Annotated in this window: 20 protein-coding genes and 1 riboswitch; of the genes, 14 read left to right on the forward strand and 6 right to left on the reverse strand. The window is 75.3% G+C overall.

The window, feature by feature from the left end; all coding sequences use genetic code 11:
- Positions 1-91, reverse strand: a riboswitch (ZMP/ZTP riboswitch).
- Positions 92-214: 123 nt separating this feature from the next.
- The 5 genes from RVR_RS32590 to RVR_RS32610 all read left to right on the forward strand — a co-directional run bounded on the left by RVR_RS32590 (position 215) and on the right by RVR_RS32610 (position 7,196).
- Positions 215-1,243: an enoyl-CoA hydratase/isomerase family protein gene (locus RVR_RS32590; RefSeq protein ID WP_202237518.1), complete on the forward strand. Its 1,029-nt coding sequence runs from the start codon at positions 215-217 to the stop codon at positions 1,241-1,243.
- A gap of 105 nt (positions 1,244-1,348) precedes the next feature.
- Positions 1,349-2,089 (forward strand): class I SAM-dependent methyltransferase, encoded by a 741-nt coding sequence (locus RVR_RS32595; RefSeq protein ID WP_202237519.1) that lies wholly within the window; start codon positions 1,349-1,351, stop codon positions 2,087-2,089.
- A gap of 276 nt (positions 2,090-2,365) precedes the next feature.
- Positions 2,366-3,415, forward strand: coding sequence for a LacI family DNA-binding transcriptional regulator (locus RVR_RS32600; protein ID WP_202237520.1), 1,050 nt, complete (start codon positions 2,366-2,368; stop codon positions 3,413-3,415).
- A gap of 529 nt (positions 3,416-3,944) precedes the next feature.
- On the forward strand, positions 3,945-5,855 hold the full coding sequence (locus RVR_RS32605; RefSeq protein ID WP_346731489.1) for a ricin-type beta-trefoil lectin domain protein: 1,911 nt from the start codon (positions 3,945-3,947) through the stop codon (positions 5,853-5,855).
- 363 nt (positions 5,856-6,218) lie between these two features.
- Positions 6,219-7,196 carry a lysylphosphatidylglycerol synthase domain-containing protein gene (locus RVR_RS32610; protein ID WP_237405101.1) on the forward strand — a complete coding sequence of 326 codons (978 nt, stop codon included), beginning with the start codon at positions 6,219-6,221 and terminating at the stop codon, positions 7,194-7,196.
- A 257-nt stretch (positions 7,197-7,453) separates the two neighbouring features.
- On the opposite strand, the gene RVR_RS32615 is transcribed toward RVR_RS32610, so the two are convergent.
- Positions 7,454-9,154, reverse strand: coding sequence for a bifunctional 3'-5' exonuclease/DNA polymerase (locus RVR_RS32615; protein ID WP_202237521.1), 1,701 nt, complete (start codon positions 9,152-9,154; stop codon positions 7,454-7,456).
- 163 nt (positions 9,155-9,317) lie between these two features.
- Positions 9,318-9,716 (reverse strand): thioredoxin, encoded by a 399-nt coding sequence (gene trxA, locus RVR_RS32620; RefSeq protein WP_202237522.1) that lies wholly within the window; start codon positions 9,714-9,716, stop codon positions 9,318-9,320.
- A gap of 120 nt (positions 9,717-9,836) precedes the next feature.
- Here trxA and RVR_RS32625 point away from each other — a divergent pair, with 120 nt between their 5' ends.
- A complete protein-coding gene (locus RVR_RS32625) occupies positions 9,837-10,091 on the forward strand; it encodes a hypothetical protein (RefSeq protein WP_202237523.1) in 255 nt (84 codons plus the stop codon).
- 87 nt (positions 10,092-10,178) lie between these two features.
- Here the strand turns inward: RVR_RS32625 and RVR_RS32630 are convergent, their stop codons facing one another.
- Positions 10,179-11,555: a citrate/2-methylcitrate synthase gene (locus tag RVR_RS32630; protein ID WP_237405102.1), complete on the reverse strand. Its 1,377-nt coding sequence runs from the start codon at positions 11,553-11,555 to the stop codon at positions 10,179-10,181.
- Between the two features lie 180 nt (positions 11,556-11,735).
- Here RVR_RS32630 and RVR_RS32635 point away from each other — a divergent pair, with 180 nt between their 5' ends.
- From RVR_RS32635 to pspAB, 4 genes are all read left to right on the forward strand, one after another.
- Positions 11,736-12,896 (forward strand): citrate synthase/methylcitrate synthase, encoded by a 1,161-nt coding sequence (locus tag RVR_RS32635; protein ID WP_202237525.1) that lies wholly within the window; start codon positions 11,736-11,738, stop codon positions 12,894-12,896.
- Between the two features lie 261 nt (positions 12,897-13,157).
- Entirely contained in the window at positions 13,158-14,111 is a 954-nt protein-coding gene (locus RVR_RS32640) for a quinone oxidoreductase family protein (RefSeq protein WP_202237526.1), read from the forward strand.
- Positions 14,112-14,318: 207 nt separating this feature from the next.
- Positions 14,319-15,218 carry a zinc metalloprotease HtpX gene (htpX, locus tag RVR_RS32645; protein WP_202237527.1) on the forward strand — a complete coding sequence of 300 codons (900 nt, stop codon included), beginning with the start codon at positions 14,319-14,321 and terminating at the stop codon, positions 15,216-15,218.
- Positions 15,218-15,778, forward strand: coding sequence for a PspA-associated protein PspAB (pspAB, locus tag RVR_RS32650; RefSeq protein ID WP_202237528.1), 561 nt, complete (start codon positions 15,218-15,220; stop codon positions 15,776-15,778). Before htpX ends, pspAB begins: the two co-directional genes overlap by 1 nt.
- A gap of 38 nt (positions 15,779-15,816) precedes the next feature.
- Here pspAB and RVR_RS32655 read toward each other — a convergent pair whose 3' ends face one another.
- Positions 15,817-17,358 carry an APC family permease gene (locus tag RVR_RS32655; protein WP_202237529.1) on the reverse strand — a complete coding sequence of 514 codons (1,542 nt, stop codon included), beginning with the start codon at positions 17,356-17,358 and terminating at the stop codon, positions 15,817-15,819.
- A gap of 90 nt (positions 17,359-17,448) precedes the next feature.
- Positions 17,449-18,405: a hypothetical protein gene (locus RVR_RS32660; RefSeq protein WP_202237530.1), complete on the reverse strand. Its 957-nt coding sequence runs from the start codon at positions 18,403-18,405 to the stop codon at positions 17,449-17,451.
- 265 nt (positions 18,406-18,670) lie between these two features.
- Here RVR_RS32660 and RVR_RS32665 point away from each other — a divergent pair, with 265 nt between their 5' ends.
- Together RVR_RS32665 and RVR_RS32670 are read left to right on the forward strand one after the other, a co-directional pair.
- Entirely contained in the window at positions 18,671-20,305 is a 1,635-nt protein-coding gene (locus tag RVR_RS32665; protein ID WP_202237531.1) for an NsdA family TPR-like regulatory protein, read from the forward strand.
- Between the two features lie 394 nt (positions 20,306-20,699).
- Entirely contained in the window at positions 20,700-22,157 is a 1,458-nt protein-coding gene (locus RVR_RS32670; RefSeq protein WP_202237532.1) for an MFS transporter, read from the forward strand.
- A gap of 130 nt (positions 22,158-22,287) precedes the next feature.
- On the opposite strand, the gene RVR_RS32675 is transcribed toward RVR_RS32670, so the two are convergent.
- Positions 22,288-22,731 (reverse strand): nitroreductase family deazaflavin-dependent oxidoreductase, encoded by a 444-nt coding sequence (locus RVR_RS32675; RefSeq protein ID WP_202237533.1) that lies wholly within the window; start codon positions 22,729-22,731, stop codon positions 22,288-22,290.
- Positions 22,732-23,034: 303 nt separating this feature from the next.
- Between RVR_RS32675 and RVR_RS32680 the strand changes: the two genes are divergently transcribed.
- Positions 23,035-24,198, forward strand: coding sequence for a CaiB/BaiF CoA transferase family protein (locus RVR_RS32680; RefSeq protein ID WP_202237534.1), 1,164 nt, complete (start codon positions 23,035-23,037; stop codon positions 24,196-24,198).
- Positions 24,199-24,285: 87 nt separating this feature from the next.
- The gene (locus RVR_RS32685; RefSeq protein WP_202237535.1) at positions 24,286-25,500 is read left to right on the forward strand and encodes an acetyl-CoA C-acetyltransferase; all 1,215 of its coding nucleotides are present in this window, start codon (positions 24,286-24,288) and stop codon (positions 25,498-25,500) included.
- Positions 25,501-25,562: the final 62 nt, after the last annotated feature.

Genomic DNA, 25,562 nt, shown 5'->3' on the forward strand with positions numbered 1-25,562 from the left:
CGGGGCGGCCCAGGCGTACGGCACTTGCGTCCAGCTCGAGCCGCTTCCCGATGGTTGCACCCATCCCAGCACGCCAGTCACGGCTCCCGGGCAGCGTACCAAGGCGCCGACCTGCCGCGTAGGGTCGGTGCGGGACCGCCGTCCGGGCGGACCGTGGGAAGAGGGCACCCCCGCAGGTCGGGCGTGCCGCCGGCGCGAGCGGCGGGAGCGGCAGATGGGTACGGCAGGAGCCTCGGCATCGGTGCGGGGCGAGGTCACCGCCGCGGGCGTGGGCGTCGTCGAACTGGACCGACCGGGCGCGCTCAACGCGCTGGACCTGGACATGGCCCGCGGCCTCGGCGGGCTGCTGCGCGGCTGGCGGGAGGACCCGGCCGTCCGGGCGGTGGTGGTGCGCAGCACCTCGCCGAAGGCGTTCTGCGCAGGCGGCGACATCCTGGCGATGCGCGCCGCGGGGATGCGCGGCGACGACGCGGCGGTGCGCGCCTACTTCAGCACGGAGTACGCCCTGAACGCGCTGATCGCGCAGTACCCCAAGCCGTACACCGCGCTGGTCGACGGCTACGCGATGGGCGGCGGGCTGGGGATCTCGGTGCACGGCTCGGCGCTGGTGGCCACCGAGCGGGCGGTGCTGGCGATGCCGGAGACGGCGATCGGCTTCTTCCCCGACATCGGCGCGACCCACTTCCTGCCGCGGCTGCCCGGCGCGGTCGGCTGGTACATCGGGCTGACCGGGGTGCGGCTCTCGGGCGCCGCCGCGGTGGAGAGCGGGCTGGCCACGCACTACGTGCCCGCCGCCGACCTGCCCGCGCTGGAGGAGGCGCTGACCGGGGCGGGGGGCGTGCGGCCGGACGCGGTGCTGGAGCGGTTCGCGGTGGCCGCCCCGCCCTCCGAACTCGCCGGGCACCGGGCGGCGATCGAGCGCTGCTTCTCGGCGCCGGACCTGGCGCGGGTGCGCGGCCGGCTCGTGGCGGAGGCCGCCGACGTGGACGCCCCGGACCGGGCCTGGGCGGAGGACACCCTCGCGGTGCTCGACGCGGCCAGCCCGATGAGCCTGGACATCACCTTCGACCTGCTGCGCGCGGGCGCGGACGCGAGCCTGGCGGAGTGCCTCGCCAACGAGCTGGAGAGCGCCTGCCGCACGGCCCGCGAGCCCGACTTCCACGAAGGCGTGCGCGCGGCCCTGGTGGACAAGGACCGCACCCCCGTCTGGACGTCCCGACACACCCCGCGCGCCACTATGTGAGACGGTCGTATCACCATGCGGGCGGCCGGGCGTACTGTGGCGCCGAAGATCACCGGACCGCCGCCATCGGGTGTCCGGCGGTGATCGCGCGACGATTGGAGCGCCATGCCCCGGGAATGGGACGCCACGACCTACGACTCCCTGCCGCTGCCGCACCTCGGCTGGGGGCGGCGCACACTCGGACGACTGCCGCTGCGCGGCGACGAGCGCGTGCTCGACGCCGGCTGCGGCACCGGGCGTGACACCGAGGGGCTGCTCGACCGGCTGCCGGACGGGCGGGTCGTCGCCGTGGACGGTTCCGCCCACATGCTGGACCGGCTCCGGGAGCGGCTGGCCGGGCGGCTGGACCGGGTGGAGGTCGTCCTCGCCGACCTGACCGAGCCGCTGCCCTTCGACGGCCGGGTCGACGCGGTCTTCAGCGTGGCCGCCTTCCACTGGATCAAGGACCACTCCGCGCTCTTCGCCGCGCTCGCCGAGCGGATGCGGCCCGGGGCCCGCCTGGTCAGCGACTGCGGCGGCCGCGGCAACATCGCCGCGGTCAACGCGGCCGTCGCCGACGTCACCGGCACCTCCTCCGACACGTGGGAGTTCGCGGGCGAGGAGGACACCCGCGAGCGGCTCGCCGCGGCCGGGTTCACCGACATCGACGTCCGGCTGCGCCCCGACCCGGCGGTGTTCGAGCGGGGCGAGCAGTTGGAGGCGTTCCTCGCGACCCTCATCCTCGGCCCCCGGCTGGACACCATGGCCGAGGACGACCGCGAGCCGTTCGTGCGGGCGGTCGCGGAGCGGCTGGCCGAGCCCGTCGCGGACTACGTCCGGCTGGAGATCTCGGCGGTGCGCGGCTGAGGCGTTCGCCGACGCGGGCCGCGTGCGGGCCGGCGCGGCGCGGGGCCCGGCGGCCGACCCGGTCGGGGTGCGGACGCGGGGTGCGGACGCGGCGGCCGAGCCGGTCCGGGCGCGGACGAGGCGGTCGGCGCTCAACCGGTTGAGCGAGCGGCGCCGTCCCCGCGGGCCGGCCACCGCGGCGCGCACGGCGGCGTACCGGTTCAGCGTGGTTAAGCTGGGCGGGCCGCACCGCCGAACACGGCCCGCCCCCGCGGGCCCCGCCCCACCCGAGGCCGTATGTCCCCCGTGTCCCCGAAGAAGCGCCCCACGATCGCCGACATCGCCGAGGCCGCAGGCGTGTCGAAGGGCGCGGTCTCCTACGCGCTCAACGGCAAGCCGGGGGTGTCGGAGGGGACCCGCGCGCGCATCCTGGAGATCGCGGCCCGGATGGGCTGGCACCCCAGCAGCGCCGCCCGTGCGCTGTCCGACGGCCGGGCCGGCGCCATCGGTCTGGTGGTGGACCGTCCGGCGTGGGTGCTCGGCATCGAACCTTTCTTCATGCGGCTGATCTCGGGCGTCGAGGCGGGGCTCGCCGCCACCGGCACCGCGCTGCTGCTCCAGGTCTCCGAGGACGCCGGCGCGGGGGAGGAGGCGTACCGGCGCTGGTGGGGCGAGCGCCGGGTGGACGGCGTGCTCCTGGTGGACCTGCGCGAGCCCGACCCGCGCCCCGACCTGCTCGCCGAACTGGGCCTGCCCGCCGTCGCGGTGGGCCACACGGGGCGCGTGTCCGGGGTGCCGTCGGTCTGGATCGACGACGCGACGGCGGTCCGGGAGACGCTGTCCTACCTCGCCGCCCTGGGGCACCGCGAGATCGCGCGGGTGGCGGGGCCGCCGCACTTCGTGCACACCCGCGAGCGCGGCGAGGCGTTCGAGGCCGCGGCCGGCGACCTCGGGCTGGGCGGGGTCACCTGCGTCTACACCGACTACTCCGGGGAGGACGGCGCCCGGGCCACCCGGCGGCTGCTGTCGAGCGCCCAGCGGCCCACCGCCATCGTCTACGACAACGACGTGATGGCGGTGGCCGCGCTCGGCGTGACCCAGGAGATGGGCGTACGGGTGCCGGTCGACCTGTCCCTCGTCGCCTGGGACGACAGCGAGCTGTGCCGGCTGGTCCACCCCGCGCTGACCGCGGTCAGCCGGCAGGTGCCGGAGTACGGCCACCGCGCCGCCGAGATGCTGCTCGCACACATCCGGGGGGAGCGGGTGGCGGACGTTCTGCTCGAACCGCCGGTGCTGGTGCCGCGGGGGAGCACCGCCCCGGTCCCGCCCGTGGTGCGCCCGGCGTAGACGCCCGCCCGGAAGGGCCCGCCGGGGGCCGCCCGCCCGTGGTCTGTCCGACGTGGGCATCGTCCGGCACAGGCACTGCCCGACGTGGGCATCGTCCGACGTGGGCGCCGCCCGGCGGTGGCGTCGTCCGGCGTACGCGTCCGCCTGGGGGGACGCCGGCCGCGTCCGCCCCGATCGCTCCTTCCCCCTGCTCCGACCCCTTTCCGCCCTGTTCCGGCCCGCGCGCCCGTCCGGCGGACGCCTTCCCGCGTCCGGAGCCGCGTCCGCGGACCCTGCGGGCGGTGTGGCCAACGCCCTTTTGTTTCACGGTGTTTCACCGTTCCGAACCGTGCGTGACACCTTGACGGCCTTGTGGAGCGCGAGTTAAATCACGTCGCGATATAAGCCGTGAAACAAGTCCGGGAACACCGGGGCACTCCCGGGAACGAGCGTGCGGGCCCCCTCGCCGCACGGTTGCCCGGGCGCACGGCGTACGGCACGCAGGACGACATGTCAGCCCATGCCACCTTGCCGAGAAAGGCAACGAACCATGAGCGCAGCACAGCGCAGCCGCGCGGGCGGAACCCGGATGCGGCGCACCCTCGTCGGGGTGGTGACGGCTGCCGCGGCCGCCGTCACGCCCATGCTCGCCATGCCGGCCACCGCGCACGCGGCCGGTGAGAGCGTCCAGGTGTACCTCACGACCACCAGCGACTCCGGTGGCCGCAACGTCACGAAGGGCCTGGAGCAACAGGCCCCGCTCGCCTTCTCCTCCGGCACCGGCGGCTCCGGCCAGCAGGTCACGGTGGACGAGGGCACGCAGTACCAGCAGTTCACCGGTGGCGGCGCGTCGTTCACCGACACCGCCGCCTACCTGCTCAACTCCAGCGGCGCCCTGTCGGCCTCGACCCGCAACTCCGTCATGCAGAAGCTCTTCGACCCGGTGAACGGGATCGGGCTGGACTTCCTGCGCAACCCGATGGGCGCCTCCGACCTGGCCCGCAACAGCTACACGTACGACGACATGCCGGCCGGCCAGACCGACCCGACGCTCGCCCACTTCTCGCTCGCCCACGACCAGACGGACGTCCTGCCGCTGACCAAGCAGGCCGAGCAGATCAACCCGGACGTCACGGTGATGGCGACGCCCTGGACCCCGCCGCCGTGGATGAAGGACAACGACAGCTACGTGCAGGGCTGGCTCCAGTCGCAGTACTACGCCGCCTACGCGCAGTACTTCGTGAAGTACATCCAGGGGTACCAGGCCGCGGGCGTACCGATCGACTACGTCTCGGTGCAGAACGAGCCGACCGTCGGCGGCGACTACCCGGGCGCGAACTGGAACGGCTCCGGGCTGGCCTACTTCACCAAGAACGACCTGCTCCCGGCGCTGCACTCCGCGGGCCTGTCCACGAAGGTGCTCGCACTGGACTGGAACCCCGACTCGTACGACAGCTACGCCGCGCCGACCGTGGACGACGCCTCGATCCGCAACGACCCCAACTTCGGCGGGATCGCCTGGCACGGCTACGAGGGCAGCACCAGCGAGCAGACCACCATCCACGACAAGTACCCCGCCGTGCCGGACTTCGACACCGAGCACTCCGGCGGCACCTGGATCGGCAACCAGCAGAAGGAGGACATGGAGAACCTGATCGACTACACCCGCAACTGGGGCCAGAGCTGGGTCAAGTGGAGCCTGGCGGTCGATCAGAACATGGGCCCGCACAACGGCGGGTGCGGCACCTGCACCGGCCTGGTCACCGTGCACAACGGCGACAGCCGCAGCGGGCAGGTCGATTACACCATCGAGTACTACACGATGGGCCAGTTGACGAAGTTCGTGCGGCCCGGCGCGCACCGGATCAGCTCCGCCGACAACTCCACGATCCGCAACGTGGCGTGGAAGAACCCGGACGGCTCCAAGGCGCTGATCGCCTACAACGAGTCCACCTCGGCGCAGCCGGTCACCGTCAACTGGGGCAACGAGCACTTCACCTACACCATGCCCGCGGGCGCCTCGGCCACCTTCACCTGGTCCGGCACCCAGGCCGGCAGCGGCGGCACCTCGCCCGGCCACACCGGCACGATCACCGGTTACGGCGGCAAGTGCGCCGACGTCGCCGGTGCCAGCTCCGCCAACGGCACCGCCGTCCAGCTCTACGACTGCAACGGCACGTCGGCCCAGCAGTGGACCGCCTCCGGCAGCACCCTCCAGGCGCTGGGCAAGTGCCTGGACGTGACGTCGGCCGGCACCGCCGACGGCACCACGACACAGTTGTACGACTGCAACGGCACCGCGGCCCAGCAGTGGACCAGAGGGCCGAACGGCGAACTGGTCAACACCGGCTCGGGCAAGTGCCTCGACGCCACCGGGCCGAGTTCGGCCAACGGCACCCGGCTGCAGATCTGGACCTGCACCGGTGCCGCCAATCAGCAGTGGACGGCGCCCGCCGCCTGATCCGCTGCCCGGGACGGCCGGGGGCGGACCTCTCACCGCCGCCCGGTCGCGCTGAGGGAAGAGCCGCCGGTCCGCGCCTCGCCGCGGGCCGGCGGCCGCGGTTCCGGGGCGCCTGTGCGCCCGGGGCCGGGGGAGGGGCCGGGGCGTCGAGGCGTCGAGGCGGGCGCGGGCGCCCCCTGCCGCGGAGGTGGCCGCCCCGCGCCGCGGGGACCGGCGCCGTCGTCCACCGCGGGTGCCAGGACGCGAAATCCCCCTGTCGACTGATGTTCCGCAGCACTTTGACCCATGCGGCCGTGTGTGGGTAGGAGACCGGCTCCGCCAGGTCCTAGCCTGGGGGAGCCGTCCCCACGCCGAGGAGTCGCCGTGTCCGTCGCACGCACCGATGGAGCCCTGTGGCAGCGCGCTTCCGTACGGTCGACGGTGATGGCGCTGCCCCTCCTCGCCGTCGCGGCGCTGCTGGCCAGCAAGTGGACGCTCATCGACTCCGGTGCGGGGCAGCTCGGTTCCGCCGACGGCGAGTGGCTCGCGGCCGCCTGCCTGGCCGCGGTCATGACCTGGGTCTTCTCCGCCGTCGCACTCCAGGGCGCGGTGCTCCGCCCGGTCCCGCCCGGACGGCTGCTGGCCGCGCAGTTCGCCGCCTCGGCCGCCAACCACGTGCTGCCGGCCGGCGTCGGCGGCAACGCGGTGAACCTGCGCTTCCTGGTCCGGCGCGGCATGACCCCCACCGCCGCCCTGGCCGCCCTCGCGGTGCGCGCGGCGGCGGCCGTGGTCGGGCGCGTGGCGCTGCTGCTGGCGGCACTGCTGGTCTTCCCCGACGCGCTGCACATCCGGCGGGTGGTCGCCGGGCGGCCCACCCTCCCGGACCACCCGGCGCTGCTCGTGGTCGGCGCCGCCGCCGCGGTCGTCGGGATCGTGCTGCTGCTGCGGTACGCACGCCGGCTCGGCGCCCGGCTGCGCGGCTTCGTCGCCTCGGTCGCCCACGACGTGCGGGCGGTGCACCGCGACCGGTCCCGGACGGCCGCCCTGTGGGGCGGTTCGCTCGGTTTCCCGCTGATGCATGGCGCGGTGGTGGTCGCCGTGGTCCGCGCGGTGCACGCGCCGGTGCCGGTCAGCGGGGCCATCGTGGCGTACCTGTGCGCCAGCACCGCGGCGGGGTGGCTGCCGACACCGGCGGGGATCGGTTCGCTGGACGCGGCGCTGGCGCTCGCGCTGGTCACCGCGGGTGCCTCCGGGGTCGCCGCCACCTCGGCGGTCCTCGGCTACCGCCTGCTCACCACGTGGCTGCCGCTGATCCCCGGTGCCGTGGTGCTGGCGCTGCTGGTCCGCCGCGGCGAGCTCTGACACCCTCCGCGCCCGGCGCCCGCCCTTCCGCCGTGCGGGCACCCCCTGCCGAAGGAGTGTGCGGGAGCGTCCGGCCCCGACCCCTGCCCCGGCACCCTGCGCCCCGCCGCTCAGGGGACACCATACGAACGGGCGCGGCGGACTCCGGCGTGACCGGCCCGGCCCCGCCCCTCACCCCGTCCGCCGCACTCCGCGCGGGCACGCGCCGGGCAGGGCGGCAGGTGAGTGACGGGACTCGAACCCGCGACGCCGCGCCGCTACTTCGCGTCCGCGTAGCACGTCACCGCGTGGGTCTCCAGCGGGAACGGTACCGGGGTCGGGCCGAAGACGAGGCGGCGGGCCTCGTCGCCTGCCGCGGCGACCGCTGCTTCGACCGCGGCCGCCAACTCCGCGGGGGCGTGCACGATGACCTCGTCGTGCTGGAAGAAGACGAGCCGCGGTTCGGGGCCGATCGCGGCCAGCCGGCGGCGGAGCGCGGCGAGCATCGCCAGCGCCCAGTCGGAGGCGCTGGCCTGGATCACGAAGTTGCGGGTGAAGCGCCCCCAGGAGCGGGCGGCCCGCTGCCCGGCGGAGGCGGCCCCGTCGGTGTCGGCGGTCCCGGCATCGTCCGCTCCGTCGGTGTCGACGAATCGACTCGCCGACGGCGTGGGCGAGGTGCGGCCGAGCCGCGAGCGTACGACGCCGCCGGCCTCGCCGGTGCGGGCGGCCGCCTCCACCAGGGCGAGCGCGGCGGGGAAGCGGCGCCGCATGACCGCGAGCAACTGCCCGGCCTCGCCACTGGTCTGGCCGTACATCGCCGCGAGCAGCGCGATCTTCGCGCGCGGCCGGTCACCGGAGAACGCGTCGAGGGCGAGCGCCGCGTAGAGGTCCCCGGCGGACGCCGCCCGCGCCAGCCCCGCGTCGCCGGACATCGCGGCCAGCACCCGCGGTTCGAGCTGGCCGGCGTCCGCCACCACCAACCGGTGCCCGGGGTCGGCGACCACCGCGCCGCGCAGCAGCCGGGGGATCTGGAGCGCGCCGCCGCCCCGCGTCGCCCACCGCCCGGACACCACCCCGCCGACCACGTACTCCGGCCGGAACCGGCCCGAACGCACCCACGCCTCGCGCCACGCCCAGCCGTGGGCGGCGTGGATGCGGGACAGCTCCTTGTAGCGCAGCAGGAGCGCGGCGGCCGGGTGGTCCACCTCGCGCAGTTCGTGCGATCGGGTGGTGCGCAGGTGGACGCCGACGCGGGCGAAGGCGGGCAGTACCTGGGCGGGGGAGTCGGGGTTGACCGGCCGGCCCAGCGCCTGCTGGAGGCGCAGCGAGAGGTCGCCGAGCAGCGCGGGGCGGGCGCCGCCGGCCGGGCGGGGGCCGAGCAGGCCGACGAGGAGTTCGTCGTGGACGGTCGCGCTCCACGGCAGGCCGTCGCGGCCCATCTCGACCGCGGCCAGCGCGCCCGCGGACTCGGCGGCGCACAGCAGCAGTGTGCGGTCCGGGTGCTCGCTCGCGGCGATCCGGCGCCGCTGGTCGGCGTAGACGGCGATCAGGGCGGTCAACGGGTCGGCGTCCTGGGGCAGGTGCTGCCGGTCGGCGGCGAACAGCACCGGCTGGTCGTCCGCGCCGGCCTCCGGCGCGTCCGGCGGTTCGGGCAGGTCGTGCAGACGCGCCCAGGCGGCGCCGAGCGAGCGCGGCCGGCCGTGTCGCCCCGCCATCCCCAGCAGCAGCGACTCGACGAGCTTCACGTCATGGCAGCGCGCCGGCCTGACCGGCGCGCGCTCCAGCAGCCACGGGTACATCTCGTCCGTGGCCGCCCACACCCAGCGCGGCCGCTCGGCCGCCTCGCGCCGCGCCACCGCCGCGGCCAGGTCCGGCACCGACTCCACGGGGCCCGCCGCCCCCGCGTCCGCTCCGAGCGCGCACCACCGCCCTCCGGACCCCACCGGGTCCGGCACGACGGCCACCACGCTCTCCACCACACCCCGACCCTAGGTCCCCCCACCGACAATGCCGCGGCCGGCCGGGCGCGCCGCACGGAGAACCCGCGCCGGGCCCCGTCCGCAGGCGCCCTGTCAGCGGTGAACCCCGCCCGGCGTGCGAACGAAGCTTCACCGCGGAGGGGGTCCACCGGGACCGGACCGGTCAGGCGGAGGCGCTCTCCGCGCCGCCCTCGGCGCCGCCGGCCTGCGCGTCGGCGACCGCCTTGCGCACCTCGGCCATGTCCAGCGCGCGGGCCTGGGCGATGACGTCCTCCAGCGCGGGCTCGGGCAGGGCACCCGGCTGCGCGAAGACCGCGACCTTGTCGCGCACGATCATCAGCGTCGGGATCGACTGGATCTGGAAGGCGGCCGCCAGCTCCGGCTGCGCCTCCGTGTCGACCTTCGCGAAGACGAGGTCGCCGTGCTTCTCCGACGCCTTGTCGTACACAGGCGCGAACATCCGGCACGGCCCGCACCAGGCGGCCCAGAAGTCGATGAGGACGAAGTCGTTGTCGGACACGACCTCGTCGAAGTTCTCCTTGGTCAGCTCCACAGTGCTCATGCCCCTTGAACGGGCGGCGGCTGCCGGAAATTCCGGCGCGGTGCGACGGCGCTGTCACTCGTTCGTGTGCCGCGCCCGCCGGCGTAGTGGCGCACCCCACTCGTCCTCGTTGATCGGCGTATGGCAGCAACGAAGTGGATTCGCCAGGATCTGACGGTCAACGGCACCGCAGCGGCCCCTTCCGGCGGGACACCGGTGGCCTGGCGCCAGGTCAGCGCTCCGGTCCCTGGCGTAACGGTTCTGCAGACGCCCGACGCGCCCCTCTTCTCCGCCCTCGTCGCCCAGTGGCAGTCCGCGGGCCGCATGGTGCCCGGCCAGACCGACGCGGAGTGGGCCGAGCTGGTCGGGCGGGTGCCGCGGCTGACCGGCGTCTGACGCGTCCGGAAGCGCCCCCCGGCACCGCGGTCGGGCCGGCGGATTCCGGCCGCCCCCGTGGCCCCGTGGACACCCGGTGGACCCCGGTCAGTCCCGCTCGGCCTCCGGGAGGGGGCGGCCGGGGCGCGGGCCCGCGTAGGCCCCGACCAGGCGCATCCGCAGCGGCGGCTCGGCGTACTCCTCCAGCGCGTGGGCGATCCAGCCCGCGGTGCGGGAGACCGCGAAGACCGTCTCCCCCGCCTGGGGCGGCATCCCGTGGGAGACGGAGAGCACGCCGAGCGCGAGGTCGACGTTGGCGTGCAGGTCGCGGTGGCGGGTGGCCGCCGTGGCGAGCACCTCGCGGGCGTCGCCGAGCGCGGCCGCGGCGGAGGGCACCTCGTCGAGCAGCGCGAACAGGGCGCGGGCGCGCGGGTCCTCGCCCCGGTAGAGCCGGTGCCCGAGCCCGGGGACGCGCTGCCCGGCCCGCAGGTACTCGGCGACGACCGGACCGGCGCCGCCCTGTGCCGCGACCTCGGCGAGCATGCGGTGGGCGAGGGCGCTGGCCTGGCCGTGCAGCGGTCCGTCGAGCGCGCCGAGCCCGGCCGAGACGACTGCGTACGGATGCGCCCGGGCCGACGCGGCGACCCTGGCCGCGAGGGTGGACGCCGCCAGGTCGTGGTCGATCAGCAGCGAGAGCGCCGTGTCCAGGACGCGCAGCGCCGCCTCGTCGGCCGGGGCGGTGGTCAGCTTCGGCCACAGCCGCGCGGCCAGCGGGGCGTCCCCCTCGTCCCCCTCGCCGCTGCCGACGCCATGTCGGGTGCCGCCGGCCGGCGGCAGCGCGTCCACCAGCGTGGCGATCAGGCTGCGCGCGGTCCCCAGGACCGCGGCTTCGGACAGGTCGAAGCGCAGCGGGTCCGCGCTCGCCGCGGCCGCGACGGCGACCCGCAGCCGGTCCATCGGGCCGCTGCCGGCCGGCAGCGCGGCGGCCGTCGTGCGGGCCGCGGCCAGCGGCCCCGGCGCGGCCTCGAAGCGCGTGCCCGGCCGCAGCGCCCCGGTCCACAGCCACTCGGCGACCTCCTCGTAGCCGTGGGACGCGGCGAGCTCCACCGCGTCGACGCCCCGGAAGTAGTACCGGTCGGGGCCGATCAGGGTGATGCCGGTACGGAGCCGCCCCCAGCCCTCGGGTGTGCCGGCGGCGCCCGCGGCGCCCACCTCGCGTGCCGTCCCGCCCGACGCGCCGGCCGCCGGGTCGGACGGCGCCGCGGGCCGCCCCCGCCTGGCCAGCGCCGCGACCTGCCCCGGGTCGAAGGTGCTGCCCCGGCCGCCGTGCGCGCGGCGGCTGTCCAGCAGCCCGCGGCTGACGTAGGCGTACAGCGTCTCCGGCTTCACCCCCAGCCGCCGGGCCGCCTCCCGGGTGCTGATCCGCTCCTGCGGGTCCGGGGCGGCCGCCCCGGACCCCGACGCCGGCCGGCCTCCCGGTTCCACCCCGCCTCCCGGTTCCGTGCCGCCCCCCGCGTCCGTGCCCACCGGCTCCGGCCGCCCTGTCCGCTCCCTCGTCATGGGCCCACCGTATCTGTACTCGGCGCGGTCATGTATTGATCGAATCAATGTTGACACTCATGTATCAATCATGGACAGTCGCGTACATACCCAAGGAGGAAGACCATGCCGACCACCGAGCCCAGCGCCCCGATCGACGTACCCCGCGGTCTCAAGGGCGTCGTCGTCACCGAGACGTCCATCGGCGACGTGCGGGGGGCCGAAGGCTTCTACCACTACCGGGAGTACTCCGCGGTGGAGCTGGCGCGCACCCGGACGTTCGAGGACGTGTGGCACCTGATGTTCCACGGCGCCCTCCCGGACCCGGCGCAGGCGGACGCCTTCCGCGCCCGTACGGCCGAGCTGCGCCACCTGCCGGCGGACGTCGCCGACGCCCTGCCCGCGATCGCCCGCTCCACCGCGCTGTCCGGTCCGCTCGCGGGCCTGCGCACCGCGCTGTCGCTGGCGGGGGCGTCCGCCGGGTTCCGGCCGCTGTACGACATCGACCCCGACCGCCGCAGGGCCGACGCGCTGGCCGCGTGCGCCGCCGTCCCCACCCTCGTGACCGCCCTGCACCGGCTCGGGCAGGGCCTCGACCCCGTCCCGCCGCGCGACGACCTGCCGTACGCGGCGAACTACCTCTACATGCTGACCGGGCAGGAGCCGGACCCGGCCCGGGCGCGGGCGGTGGAGAGCTACCTGATCTCCACCGTCGACCACGGCTTCAACGCCTCCACCTTCACCGCCCGCGTGATCGCCTCCACCGGCGCCGACCTGGCCGCCTGCCTCGTGGGGGCGCTGGGCGCGCTGTCCGGCCCGCTGCACGGCGGGGCGCCCAGCCGCGCCCTCGACACCCTGGACGCGATCGGAGCTCCGGACCGGATCGACGGCTGGCTGCGCGAGCGGGTGCTCGCCGGCGACCGGATCATGGGCTTCGGCCACCCCGTGTACACCACCGAGGACCCGCGCTCGCGGATGCTCAAGGCCATCGCACGCGGGTTCGGCGGGGACCTGGTCGACTTCGCGCTCCAGGTGGAGGAGCGTGCCGAGGCGATACTCGCCGAGCTGAAGCCGGGCCGCGAACTCCACATCAACGTCGAGTTCTACGCCGGCGTGGTCATGGAGCTGTGCGGGCTGCCCCGGGAGATGTTCACCCCCACCTTCGCCGCGGCCCGGATGGTCGGCTGGAGCGCGAACGTCCTGGAGCAGGCCGACGACAGCAAGATCATCCGGCCGCTGGCGCGCTACGTCGGCCCGCCTCCCGCGCGCCCCGTGCCGGCCGCCTGAGAGGCCCTGGCGCCCGGGGCGCGTGCTCTTCGGGGCGGTCCGCCCCCGGCCCGCCCCCGGGTCCGCCCCACCAATCCATCCCTCGGCGGGTCCGCCCCACCAATGCGTCCCTCGGCGGGGCTGCCCGGTCCGGGCCGGCCCCCGGGGGCGGCGCACGACTGCGGCCGAGTGGAGTGCGCCGCATACTGACCAGTCGGTAGTCTCTGGGGGCGAGGTTCCCGCCAACCGGCGGGGACCGCCTCACCCGGAGGAGTGGCGACCGTGCGCGCGATCCAGATCACCGAGTTCGGCGGCCCCGAGGTACTGCGCCTCACCGAACTTCCCGAACCCGCGCCGCAGCCAGGCCGGCTGCTGATCGACGTCGACTCCGCGGGCGTCAACTACGCCGACACCCACACGGTGGAGAACAGCTACCTGGCCGCCTCCTCGCTGCCCATGGTCCCCGGCGCCGAGGTCGTCGGCCGCACCGCCGACGGGCGCCGCGTCGTCGCCCTCACCGACAACGGCGGCTACGCGGAGAAGGCGCTGGCCGCCGAACACCTGGCCCACGACGTGCCCGACGGCGTCGCCGACGGCCAGGCCCTCGCGCTGGTCATCCAGGGCGTCACGGCCTGGCACCTGCTGCGCACCTGCGCGCGCCTCGCCGAGGGCGAGAGCGTCGTGGTGCACGCCGCGGCCGGCGGAACCGGCTCGCTCGCGGTGCAGCTCGCGAAGGAGTTCGGCGCCGGGCGCGTGATCGCCACCGCCTCCACCGAGGAGAAGCGGGCGCTCGCCCTGGAGCTCGGCGCCGACGTGGCCGTCGACGCCTCGCCCGAGGACCTCACCGACCGCCTCGTCGAGGCGAACGGCGGCCGCAAGGTCGACGCGGTGCTGGAGATGACCGGCGGTCCGGTCTTCGACGCCTCGCTCGCGGCACTCGCGCCCTTCGGCCGCCTGGTGGCCTACGGGATGGCCTCGCGGGTCCCCCCGACCCCGATCGAGCCCGCCCGGCTGATGGGCCGCTCCCGCTCCGTCATCGGCTTCTGGCTCGCCCACTGCCTCGGCCGCCCCGGCATGTACCACGAGCCGCTGGACGAACTGCTCGCCATGACCGCGGACGGCCGGCTGCGCCCCCTGATCGGCGCGGTCCACCCGCTGTCCGAAGCGGCCCGCGCCCATGAGGACCTGCGGGCCCGCCGCACCACCGGCAAGCTCGTTCTCGACGTGCGCGCCTGACCCGCGGCGCCCCGGGGCCGCACCCCCCGCCCCGGGGCCCGATGTGGGCGACCCCACCCGAATGCCACGCCGGATGCGGAACCGGGCGGGACGTCCGGGACGTTGCATCGTTGGACAGGTAGCCGCCAGGCACACCCGTCCGCCAACCTAGGGAGCACGCGGGCCGCGGGTGCGCGACCCGCGCCCCCGTACGACTCGGGAGGGGCCATGCCACGTAACCGCTTCGCCCCCGACCGGGGACTGACGACCCGCATGGTCGTCACGATGTTCCTGATCGGACTGCTCTACGTCGTCTTCGTCGGCGTGCTGCTCGCACTGCTGCACGGAGCCTGGCCGATGATCCTGCTCATCGCGGGCGGGCTGTTCATCGCGCAGTTCTGGTTCAGCGACAAGATCGCCGCCTTCAGCATGGGCGCGCGCGAGGTCACCCCCGAGCAGGCTCCCGAGCTGCACGGCGTCGTCGACCGCATCTGCGCCCTCGGCGACATGCCCAAGCCCAGGGTCGCCATCGCCGACTCCGACGTGCCGAACGCGTTCGCGACGGGGCGCAACAAGAACAACACCATGGTGTGCGCCACCACCGGCCTGCTGCGCCGCCTGGAGCCCGACGAGCTGGAGGGCGTGATCGCGCACGAGATGTCGCACGTCGCCCACAAGGACGTCGCGGTCATGACGATCGCCTCCTTCCTCGGCGTGCTGGCCGGGGTGATGACCCGCATCGCGTTGTTCGGCGGTTTCCGGCGCAGCCGCGATCCGGGCGGCAACGCGCTGGTCGTGCTCATCCCGCTGGTCAGCGCCGTGGTCTACGCGATCAGCTTCCTGCTCACCCGGATGCTGTCGCGCTACCGCGAGCTGTCCGCCGACCGGAGCGCCGCCCTGCTCACCGGCCGGCCCTCGTCGCTGGCCTCCGCGCTCACCAAGGTCAGCGGGCAGATCGCCGCGATCCCCACCGAGGACCTGCGCAGGTCCCAGCCGTTCAACGCGTTCTTCTTCGCCCCCGCGCTGAGCGCGGGCGCCACCGCCTCCAAGCTGCTGTCCACCCACCCGACGCTGGAGCGGCGGCTGGAGCAGCTCGGCCGGATCACCCGCGAACTGGACCGCCGCTGATGGGACTCCTCGATGTGCTGCTCGGCCGCAGCAAGCCGGTCCGCCCCGACCTCGACCAGCTCTTCGGCCTGACCTCCGCGGCGATCACCCTCCAGGCGGCGAGCGACCTGCGGCCCACCGGCATGGGCGCGGTGTGCTTCGCGGCCGTCGAGGGCGGCGCCTTCGCCGAGACCCAGCAGGACCTGCGCGCCCTGCTGCCCTCCGTCGAGACCAGCCAGGACGGGTACGGCTACACGTGGCTGCTGTCCCGCCACGGCCCCGAGGAGACCACCGACCTGGTCACCGACCTGCACGCCGTCAACTCAGCCTTGGAACAACAGGGGTTCGGCCCCCAGTTGCTGTGCTCCCTGGTGAGCTTCAAGGACCCCGCCGACCGCACCATGGCCCTGGTGTACCTCTACAAGCGCGGCAGCTTCTACCCGTTCTGCCCGCTCCCGGGCGAGAAGCGGGACAGCGCGCGGGAACTCCAGGTCAAGGCGCTGGTCGCGAACGACCTGCGGCTGGAGGAGGACCTCTCGCGCTGGTTCCCGGTGTGGGGAGCGCCGGGGCTCGGCGACTGAGACCCGGGTGCCGCCCCGGCCTCCTCTGCTGCCCCGGGCTACTCCGCGGCCTCGGAGGCCGCGGCCGCCTTCTCCAGTTGGAACGCCTCGTTGCCCTGGCCGATCCCGGCGTGCACCTGTGGGCGCCGGGCCCGCAGCACCGCGCCGTGGGCCAGGCCGGTCACCGCGGCCAGCGCGACGGTGCCCGGCAGCGCCCAGCGCAGGCCGTGGCCGGGGTCGGCGCCGAGCAGTACCGCGAAGTCCTTCACCGAGCAGACGAGGACGGCCAGCAGGCCGACCGCGGCGAGCCCCGAGGCCGCCAGCCGCCAGCCCTGCACCGCGGCCGCGCCCCGCTTCACGAAGAAGGCGATCACCGCGACCGCGGCGGTGGCCATCAGCAGCAGCACGCCCAGCGCGCCGACGCCGCCCGCCCACGTGAACAGCCGCAGCACCGGCGCCGTCGGGTCCGGACCCCGCGGGCCGAACGCGCCGTGGTCGGTCAGCGCGAAGAGCGCCACCACGACCAGCGCCACCCCCGACTGGAGCAGCGACCCGACCGCCGGGGCGCCGCTGGACTTCGAGGTCCGGCCGATTGCCGCCGGCAGCAGGCCGTCCCGCCCCATCGCGAAGGCGTAGCGGGCCACCACGTTGTGGAAGCCCAGCATCGAGGCGAAGATCCCGGTGACGAGGAAGACGTGGAGCGTGTCGGTGAACGCGCCGCCGAGCCGTCCACGGTCCAGCGCGAAGACGAGGTTCGCCGACTGCTCCCGCGACCGCCCGACCACGTGCGCCGGCCCGGTGGCCACCGTGATCGCCCACGAGCTGAAGGCGAAGAACACCGTGGCGAAGCCGATCGCCAGGAACGTCACCCTCGACACCGCTCGCCGCGGGTCGCGGGTCTCCTCGGCGTAGACCGGCGCCTGCTCGAAGCCGACGAACCCGGCGGTCACGAAGCACAGCGCGCTGCCGAGCCCCGCGCCGCCGAGCGTGCCGGGGTCGAACGCGTGCGCCGACACCCCCTGCGGCCCCGCGTCGCCCAGGAAGCTGACGTCGAGGACCAGCGTCAGCAGGGTCTCCACGGCCAGCAGCACGCCCAGCGTCCTGGCGTTCAGCCCGATCTTCAGCGCGCCGAACACCGCGGTGACCACCACGCCGCCCAGCGCGGGTATCCACCAGGCCACCGCGAGGTGCCAGTGCTGGAAGACCTGTCCGGACATCTCGAAGCCGAAGATCCCGTAGGTGCCGATCTGCATGGCGCCGTACGCGAACAGCGCCACGTACGAGGCGCCCGCGCCCATGGTGCCGCCCAGACCGCGGGAGACACACGCGTACAGGGCGCCCGCGTTGTGCACGTGGCGGCTCATCTCCGCGTAGCCGACGCCGAACAGGGCCAGCAGGACGCCGACGATCACGAACAGCAGCGGCACCCCGACGACGCCCGCGGTGCCGAAGGCGGTCGGGATGACGCCCGCCACCACCATCAGCGGCGCGGTCGCGGCGAGCACCGACAGCAGCAGCGCCGGCGCGCCGATCCGGTCCCCCCGCGACGCGCGCTGCTCGCCCTTGAACGTGCTGATCCCGTGCGTACTGGCCGTCGGCATGGCCGCGGTTCCTTCCGGAGCATGGTGGGGGGCGGACGGAGCAGGAACCGCCGGGCGGCTGCCGGCCGGGTCAGGCGGCTCCGGGGCGCTTCACGAGGGGTCGAACCCGAGCGCGTGGTCGCGTGCGGCGCGGAACGCCTTCCTCGGGTCGCGGTCCGGGTACGACCACGGCACGCGCGTGGCGGCGGCGCCGATCCGGTGGAACAGCGCGGCCGCCTCCACGGTGTCGCCGCTGTGGAACGCGCCGTACGCCAGGTAGTTGAGGTCGATCGGCATGCGCGGGTACGGCGGCCCGTCCCAGGCGAGCCACCAGTCGAAGCCGGCCCGGACGCTGTTGTGGGCGTGCGGGCCGCTCCAGTACGGCAGCCGGTCGGGGTCGGGCGGCAGCGTGCCGGCCGCGGCCAGCGCGCGGTACCGCTCCACCAGCGCCACCAGGGGCAGCACGGTCAGCGGTGAGGAGGGCCCCGCCTCGCCGGCCGCCCACTCCGTGAACTCGTACACCTCGTGGAACGGGTCGTCCCCGTCGGTCCTCTGACGCTCGGCCAGGCACTGCGTCATCAGGTGGTGGGCGTGGTGGTGGCCGCGGTGCCGGCCGCGTACCTGGTCGAAGGCGCGCACCTGCTCGTCGTCGCTGCCGGTGCGGCGGGCCAGGACCAGCAGGAGCAGCCAGGGCGTCGGGTCGCGCGTCGCCCTCCGCGCCACGCGCAGGCACGCCTCCCGGGCGTCCTCCGGATTCTGCCGGCCGGCGATGGCGCGGAAGACCCCCGCGGCGGCGGCCAGCGCCGCGGCATCCGCGCTCTCCGGCTCGGCGAGCCGCCACTCCTCGGCCCACGCGGCGGCCGAGATCCCCGCGCCGAGCACCACCAGGCGGTGGCCGCGGGTGTCCCAGTCGTCACCGGTGGCGGCCAGCAGCGCGCGGACGTCCGTCCAGTGCCCCTGGTTGAGGGCGGCCCGGGCCGCGACGAGTTCCCGGTCGCCCAAGGCGGGGTCTAAGGAGGGGCCGGCCCTGCCGCGGGAGAAACGGAACAGTGGAGGCGGTGGGGTCATCCGCGGGCAGTCCTCCACGGCGCACGTGACGTCCGGTGATCGCGAACAGCCAATCGGTAGGCAACAGTTCAGGACAAGGGTGGACCTGTTGTCCCGCTGTAGTCCCGTATCGTTGCCGGAGTTTGGGAACCGCAACGGGGTGTTCGGGGTCCGGTCGCGCCGGTCGCCCAACAGGTGCGGAACACGGCATAGTTGACATTCGAGCACCTGATCGCCGCGCGGCCGCCGCGCTGCGTGTCGGGTGAGTCCAGTGGGGACCGGGTGAATGGACGAGAGCAACGTGGCACGAGAGGGCACGCCCGCCGCGTCCACGCACCCGCTCGCCCACGTGCGGCGCCGCCACGGCTGGAGCTACCAGGACCTGGCAAGGGTGGTCGCCGACCACGCCCGGGTGCTCGGCGTGCCGATGGCCGCGCGGCGCGAGAAGGTGTGGCGCTGGGAGCACTGGGGCGTCGTGCCCGAGGCCGACAGCCAGCGCGCCCTCGCCCGCGCCCTCGGCGTGGCTCCTCGCGAGCTGGAACTCCACCCGTGGCCGCAGTGGCTGCCGGCCCAGACCGGCCTTCCTGACGGCCTGTCATGGGATGTGGACGGCGCCCGTGCCGCGTTGGACGCGCTCCTCGACGACGCCGCTGACGACTCCTGCCGCCTTCCGGTGGCGGAGGGGGCCGAGCTGCGCCACGCGATCGCCGACTGGGACGAGGCCGTGGCCGCGGCGCCGCCGGCCGCACCGCCGGAACCCGTGGCGCCGGCGCGTCCGGTGCCGTCCGACCGCTCCGTGCCGTCCGACCGCTCCGTCGAGCCCGGACGATCCGCCCCGTCCGAGCGCCCCGTGACGCCGACCCGCGCCGGGACACCGTCAGAGTCCGTGCGCGGCACGGTGCTGCGGGACTCCGCCAGGGTGGCCGGTGCGGCCGTGCCGGCCGGTGCGCGCGCCCCCGGCCGCGCGGCCGTATGGCCGGTTGACCTGGCGCGCGGCGTCCGGCCGCCGCTGCCGCGCCCCGTGCCGGACCCCGTCCGGAGGGCCCGCGTGCCCGAGCAGGCGGGCGCGCCCGGCACCGTGGACAACGGGGTGCTGGAGTGGCTGGAGGACGGCGTGCTCGGGCTGCGGCGGTTGGACGACCGGCTCGGCGGCTCGGTGGTACGGCACCGGGTCGAGGCCGATCTGCGGCTGGTCCGCGGGCTCCTGGAACGGCGCTCGCACAGTCCCGCCGTCGAGCGGCGCCTGCTGCGTGCGGGCGCCGACCTCGCGCAGCTCGGCGGCCGGGCGGCGACCGACGCCGGTCGGCGCGCCGCCGCCCGGCGCCACCACCTGACCGGACTGCGGCTCGCCCACGCGGCGGCGGACCGCCCGCTCGCGGTCGCCCTGTGGGGCGGGCTCGTCCTCCAGGCGGTCGGTGCCGGACAGCCGCAGGACGCCGTCGCCGCCGCCGAGGCGGCGGTCCGGGCCGCGGGCGGCACCCCCTCGGCGGTGCGCGCGCTGGCCGCGGTCGCGCTGGCCCGCGCGCACGCCGCGCTCGGGGCCGAGGGCGCCTTCCGGCGGGCCGCCGCCGAGGCCGAACGCCGGCTGGCCGCGGCGGGGACCGGGTCCGCGCCGCCCTGGCTGTACTGGCTCGACGCCGCCGAACTCGCCGCGCAGCAGGGCCTCGCCCTGCTGGACCTCGGGCTGCCCCACGAGGCGCGCCCGCTGCTCGAACAGGCGCTGGCGATGCAGGACCCCTGCTTCGTCCGCAACCGCGCGCTGTACTCGGCGCGCACCGCCGAGGCCCGGTTCCTCACCGGCGACCAGGACGCCGCGCGCGCCCTCGCCCGCGAGGCCGCCCGGCTGGGCCGCCACTGCGGCACCGCGGCGCTCACCCAGGCCCTCGACACGCTCGCGCCCCTGCTCACCAGCCCGCGCTGACCCCGCGCCGCCCCGCTCCCACGCCGCCTCCCGGGGCGGCCGTTCCCCTCGCGCATCCGGCCCCCGGGGCCGTACGCCCGGGTCGGTACGCCCGGGTCCGTACCCCCGGGTCCGTATCCGCGCCGCTTTCCGCGGCGGGTCGCCCGGCGCAGCGGCGTAGGGCGCCGCCCCGCCCCCTGCGGCACCGCGCCCGGGCGCCGTGTCGGATGCCGGCCGGCCCGGATACCTAAGCGTGACGGATTCGCCCGCGCGCCCCGCCCCGTACCGTCTCGACCTGCGAGGACATCGCTCGCACGGCCCGGCTGACGACGGCCTGGGCGGGCGGACGGTCGGCGGTCGCGTGGCCGGTCGCGGAACCTTGCGGTCCCCAGAAGACGAGAACAGGAGCACCGTCATGGCCTCGGCCTCCTCCACCCTCTCCCCGCCGGCACCGCGCCGCGACGCCTCGGACGCGGGCCGGCCCGGCCTGGGACTGCTGGTCCTGCTGGCCGCCACCTTCGTGATCGCGCTGGACATCTTCATCGTCAACGTGGCGATCCCCTCCATCCAGGACGACCTGCACGCGAGCGCCGCCTCGATCCAGTGGGTGGCCGCGGGCTTCGGGCTGGCCGTCGCGACCGGCCTGATCACGTCCGGGCGGCTCGGTGACATCTTCGGCCGCCGCCGGGTGTTCGCGATCGGGCTCGCGCTGTTCACCCTCACGTCGGCGGCGTGCGGCGCGGCGCCGTCCGCCGGGACCCTGATCGCGGCCAGGGTGCTCCAGGGCCTGTCCGCCGCGCTGATGAGCCCTCAGGTCCTCGCGATCCTCCAGTCCGCGTACGCCGGAAAGGCGCAGGCCCGCGCGTTCGGTATGTACGGCATGACGATGGGCGTCGGCGCCGTCTTCGGCCAGCTCATCGGCGGCCTGCTGATCAAGGCGGACGTGCTCGGCCTGGGCTGGCGGGCCTGCTTCCTGATCAACGTGCCGGTCGGGCTGGCCGCCTTGGCGCTGGCGCCCCGGGCGCTCGCCGAGTCGCGGGCGCCGCGCCGGCCGCGGTTGGACAACGTCGGCGTGCTGCTGTCCACCGTGGCCGTGGTCGCCCTGGTCCTGCCGCTGATCCAGGGGCGCGCGCAGGGCTGGCCGCTGTGGACCTGGATCAGCCTGGCCGGGTCCGCCGCCGTCGCCGCGCTGTTCGTCGTGCACCAGGGCCGGCTGGGCCGGGCCGGCGGCGATCCGGTGCTGAACACCGCGCTCTTCCGGCAGCCCGGCTTCTCCCGGGGCCTGCTCGCGCAGCTCGTCTTCTGGACCGGGCAGGGCTCGTTCTTCCTCGTCCTCGCCCTCTACCTCCAGGGCGGCCGGGGCCTGAGCGCCCTGGGGTCCGGCACCGTCTTCCTCTCGATCGGCGGCGGCTACCTGCTGACCTCCACCACCGTCCACCGCATCGCCGCACGCATGGGCGCGGCCACGGTGCCGGTCGGCGCGCTGCTGATGGCCGCCGGACTCGGCGGGCTGTGGGCCGCGGTGCACGCCTCCGGCAGCACGGGCGGCCTGGGGGAGTTGGTGCCCGGGCTGGCCGTGGACGGGCTCGGGATGGGGATGGTGATCGCGCCGCTCACCCGCGCGGCGCTGGGCACCGCGGGGCCGCAGCTCGTCGGATCGGCGTCCGGGGCGGTGGCGACCACCCAGCAGATCGGCGGCGCCCTGGGCATCGCGGTGATCGGCATCATCTTCTACGGGGCGATCGGCGACGGGGCCCGGGACGGCTACCCGCACGCCTTCGGGCTCGGCCTGGCGTTCCTGCTGGTGCTCGAGTCGGCGCTCGCCGTGCTGACCGCGACGCTCGCCGTGGGCGGTGGCGGGCGCGACGCGTGAACCGGTCGGCCCCGAGGGACGTGTGAACCGGTCGGCCCCGAGGGACGCGTGACCGGCCGGGGGTAAGGGGCACCCTCTCTGGGAGGCGCCCCTTACCCCGGGTCCTCTACCCCCGCGTTCTACCCCGCGGTCACGCCCGGCGGCTGAGGCGCACCACCGGGATGTCCCGCTCGGTCTTCTCCTGGTAGTCGGCGTACGGCGGGTAGACCTCCAGCAGGTGCGGCCACACCCGGGCCTTGTCCTGCGCCGACAGCACCTCGGCGCGCGCCGCGAAACGCTCGGTGCCCACCCGCAAGTGCACGTCGGGGTTGTCCCGCACGCTCAGGAACCACACCGGGTGCTCGTCGGCCCCGCCCTTCGAGGCGACGATCAGGTAGTCGTCGCCGTCCCGCCCGTAGATCAGCACCGTGCGGTGCCAGACGCCGCTGCGGCGCCCGAGGTAGTCGATGAGCAGGCAGGGCGAGCCCTTCATGTCGGTGCCCTCGGTCCCGCCCGAGGACTCGTAACGCTCGGCCTGCTCGGCCACCCACTCCGACGGGCTGGTCTTCACGTTGTCCGGGTCGTACGCGGTCATCGCAGCACTCCATCGCAAAGGTCCGTGGCGGTCGTCCCCACCCTAAGGGCTGCCCCGCAATCCCCGGCGGGCGTGCGGCGTCAGATGCGGCGCCTCGCTTCGTTGTCATGTTCATCCACATACGGACCGGTATGAGGGCGACCCTCCGCCTTGCGATCCACGCATCTGACGCCGCACGCCGATCCGCCCGGGATGACGGGACAGCCCTTGGATACACCTGCCCGGTGAACGGTACGGCGACCCGCTGAGCGAGCGCTCAGTCAGCCCTTGCCAAAACTGGAACACGTTCCTACCATCGCGGAAGTGACATCAGAATCGCCGAACCCGGCCGCAGGCCCCGCGCCTGGCCCGCTGGCAGGCGTGCGCGTCGTCGAACTCGCCGGTATCGGGCCCGGACCGTTCGCCGCCATGCTCCTCGCCGACCTGGGAGCCGACGTCGTCCGCGTCGACCGGCCCGGCGGCCAGGGGCTGGGCATCGACCCGGCCCACGACGTCACCAACCGCAACAAGCGCTCCGTCCTGGTGGACCTGAAGTCCGCCGCCGGTCCATCCGCCGTGCTGGACCTCGCCGCCCGCGCGGACATCCTCGTCGAGGGTTACCGCCCCGGTGTCGCCGAGCGCCTCGGTGTCGGCCCGGAACCCTGCCTGGCCCGCAACCCCCGCCTGGTCTACGGCAGGATGACCGGCTGGGGACAGGACGGCCCGCTCGCGCACACCGCCGGCCACGACATCGCCTACGTCGCGGTGACCGGCGCCCTGCACCTGGCCGGCGACCCCGACCGTCCGCCCTCGCCGGCGGCCAACCTCCTGGGCGACTACGCCGGCGGGTCCCTCTACCTCGTCACCGGGGTGCTCGCCGCGCTCCACCACGCCCGCGTCCACGGCCGCGGCCAGGTGGTGGACGCCGCCATCGTGGACGGCACCGCGCACCTGACCGCCATGCTGCACGGCATGCGCTCCGCCGGCGCCTGGCAGGACCGCCGCGGCGCCAACCTCCTCGACGGCAGCGCCCCCTTCTACGGCGTGTACGCCACGTCCGACGGCGGCCACATGGCGGTCGGCGCGCTGGAGCAGCGCTTCTACGACGCCTTCGCGGAGTTGCTGGGCCTGCCCGCCGCCACCGCCGCGCTGCGCGAGGACCCCGCCCGCTGGCCGGAGCTGCGCGAGGCGGTGGCCGCCCGCTTCCGCACCCGCACCCGCACGGAGTGGACCGGGGTCTTCGACGGCACCGACGCCTGCGTGGCCCCCGTGCTGCCGCTCGGCGGGGCCGCGGAGCATCCCCACCTCGCCGCCCGCGGCACCCTGACCGGCTACGAGGGCGTGGTGCAGCCCGCCCCCGCGCCGCGCTTCTCCGCGACCCCGGCCGCGCTGCGCCGCCCGCCCGCGCTGCCCGGTGCCCACACCGCGGAGGTGGCCCGCGACTGGGACGCCCCCGCGCTGGCACGCGCCGGCGACCCGCCCGGCTGACCCGTACCCCGCCCCTTCCCCTGCACCGCACCCGGTGCCCCCGCACCCGCACCGCCCACCCGCGAACCCGCAACGAAAGGCACGACGTTGAGCACCGACGCCTACGTCTACGACGCCGTACGCACCCCGCGCGGGCGCGGAAAGGCCAACGGCTCCCTGCACGGCACCAAGCCGATCGACCTCGTGGTCGGCCTCATCCACGAGCTGCGCCGCCGCTTCCCCGACCTGGACCCGTCGGCGATCGACGACGTCGTGCTCGGCGTGGTCAGCCCGATCGGCGACCAGGGCTCCGACATCGCCCGTATCGCCGCCATCGCCGCCGGCCTGCCCGACACCGTCGCCGGCGTCCAGGAGAACCGCTTCTGCGCCTCCGGCCTGGAGGCGGTCAACCTCGCCGCGGCCAAGATCCGTTCCGGCTGGGAGGACCTGGTGCTGGCCGGCGGCGTGGAGTCGATGTCCCGCGTCGCCATGGGCTCCGACGGCGGCGCCTGGGCCATGGACCCGATGACGTCGATGGAGACCGGCTTCGTGCCCCAGGGCATCGGCGCCGACCTGATCGCCACCCTCGGCGGCTGGAGCCGGCACGACGTGGACGCGTACGCCTCGCTGTCGCAGGAGCGCGCCGCCCAGGCGTGGAAGGAGGGCCGCTTCGACCGCTCCGTCGTCCCGGTCGTCGACCGCGCCGGCCTGACCGTCCTGGACCGCGACGAGCACATGCGCCCGGGCACCACCCCTGAGTCGCTGGCCTCCCTCAAGCCGTCCTTCGCCACCATCGGCGACGCCGGCGGCTTCGACGCGGTCGCGCTCCAGAAGTACCACTGGGTGGAGCGGATCGACCACGTCCACCACGCCGGCAACTCCTCGGGCATCGTGGACGGCGCGGCGCTGGTGGCCATCGGCAACCGCGAGGTCGGGGAGCGCTACGGCCTCACCCCGCGCGCCCGGATCGTCTCCGCGGCCGTCTCCGGCTCCGAGCCGACCATCATGCTCACCGGGCCCGCCCCCGCCTCCCGCAAGGCGCTGGCGAAGGCCGGGTTGAGCGTCGACGACATCGACCTGATCGAGATGAACGAGGCGTTCGCGGCCGTCGTCCTGCGCTTCGCCTCCGACCTCGGCGTCAGCATCGACAAGGTCAACGTCAACGGCGGCGCCATCGCGCTCGGCCACCCGCTCGGCGCGACCGGCGCGATGATCCTGGGCACCCTCATCGACGAGTTGGAGCGCCGCGACCAGCGCTACGGCCTCGCCACGCTGTGCGTGGGAGGCGGCATGGGCGTCGCCACCGTCGTCGAACGCCTCTGACGCGGAGCCCGTCCCGCGCGGCGCCCTCCGGGGCCCGCGCGGCGTCCCCCGGGCCCCGCGCG

The sequence above is a fragment of the Streptomyces sp. SN-593 genome, assembly GCF_016756395.1.
Classification (GTDB): domain Bacteria; phylum Actinomycetota; class Actinomycetes; order Streptomycetales; family Streptomycetaceae; genus Actinacidiphila; species Actinacidiphila reveromycinica.

What these genes read in the sequence shown, in the direction of transcription:
- RVR_RS32675 (WP_202237533.1), bottom strand. Translation starts at nt 22,731, where the DNA reads ATGACCGCGTACGACCCGGACAACGTGAAGACCAGCCCGTCGGAGTGG.
- RVR_RS32590 (WP_202237518.1), top strand. Translation starts at nt 215, where the DNA reads ATGGGTACGGCAGGAGCCTCGGCATCGGTGCGGGGCGAGGTCACCGCC.
- RVR_RS32655 (WP_202237529.1), bottom strand. Translation starts at nt 17,358, where the DNA reads ATGCCGACGGCCAGTACGCACGGGATCAGCACGTTCAAGGGCGAGCAG.
- RVR_RS32665 (WP_202237531.1), top strand. Translation starts at nt 18,671, where the DNA reads ATGGACGAGAGCAACGTGGCACGAGAGGGCACGCCCGCCGCGTCCACG.
- RVR_RS32600 (WP_202237520.1), top strand. Translation starts at nt 2,366, where the DNA reads ATGTCCCCCGTGTCCCCGAAGAAGCGCCCCACGATCGCCGACATCGCC.
- htpX (WP_202237527.1), top strand. Translation starts at nt 14,319, where the DNA reads ATGCCACGTAACCGCTTCGCCCCCGACCGGGGACTGACGACCCGCATG.
- RVR_RS32625 (WP_202237523.1), top strand. Translation starts at nt 9,837, where the DNA reads ATGGCAGCAACGAAGTGGATTCGCCAGGATCTGACGGTCAACGGCACC.
- trxA (WP_202237522.1), bottom strand. Translation starts at nt 9,716, where the DNA reads ATGAGCACTGTGGAGCTGACCAAGGAGAACTTCGACGAGGTCGTGTCC.
- RVR_RS32670 (WP_202237532.1), top strand. Translation starts at nt 20,700, where the DNA reads ATGGCCTCGGCCTCCTCCACCCTCTCCCCGCCGGCACCGCGCCGCGAC.
- RVR_RS32605 (WP_346731489.1), top strand. Translation starts at nt 3,945, where the DNA reads ATGAGCGCAGCACAGCGCAGCCGCGCGGGCGGAACCCGGATGCGGCGC.
- RVR_RS32595 (WP_202237519.1), top strand. Translation starts at nt 1,349, where the DNA reads ATGCCCCGGGAATGGGACGCCACGACCTACGACTCCCTGCCGCTGCCG.
- pspAB (WP_202237528.1), top strand. Translation starts at nt 15,218, where the DNA reads ATGGGACTCCTCGATGTGCTGCTCGGCCGCAGCAAGCCGGTCCGCCCC.
- RVR_RS32635 (WP_202237525.1), top strand. Translation starts at nt 11,736, where the DNA reads ATGCCGACCACCGAGCCCAGCGCCCCGATCGACGTACCCCGCGGTCTC.
- RVR_RS32660 (WP_202237530.1), bottom strand. Translation starts at nt 18,405, where the DNA reads ATGACCCCACCGCCTCCACTGTTCCGTTTCTCCCGCGGCAGGGCCGGC.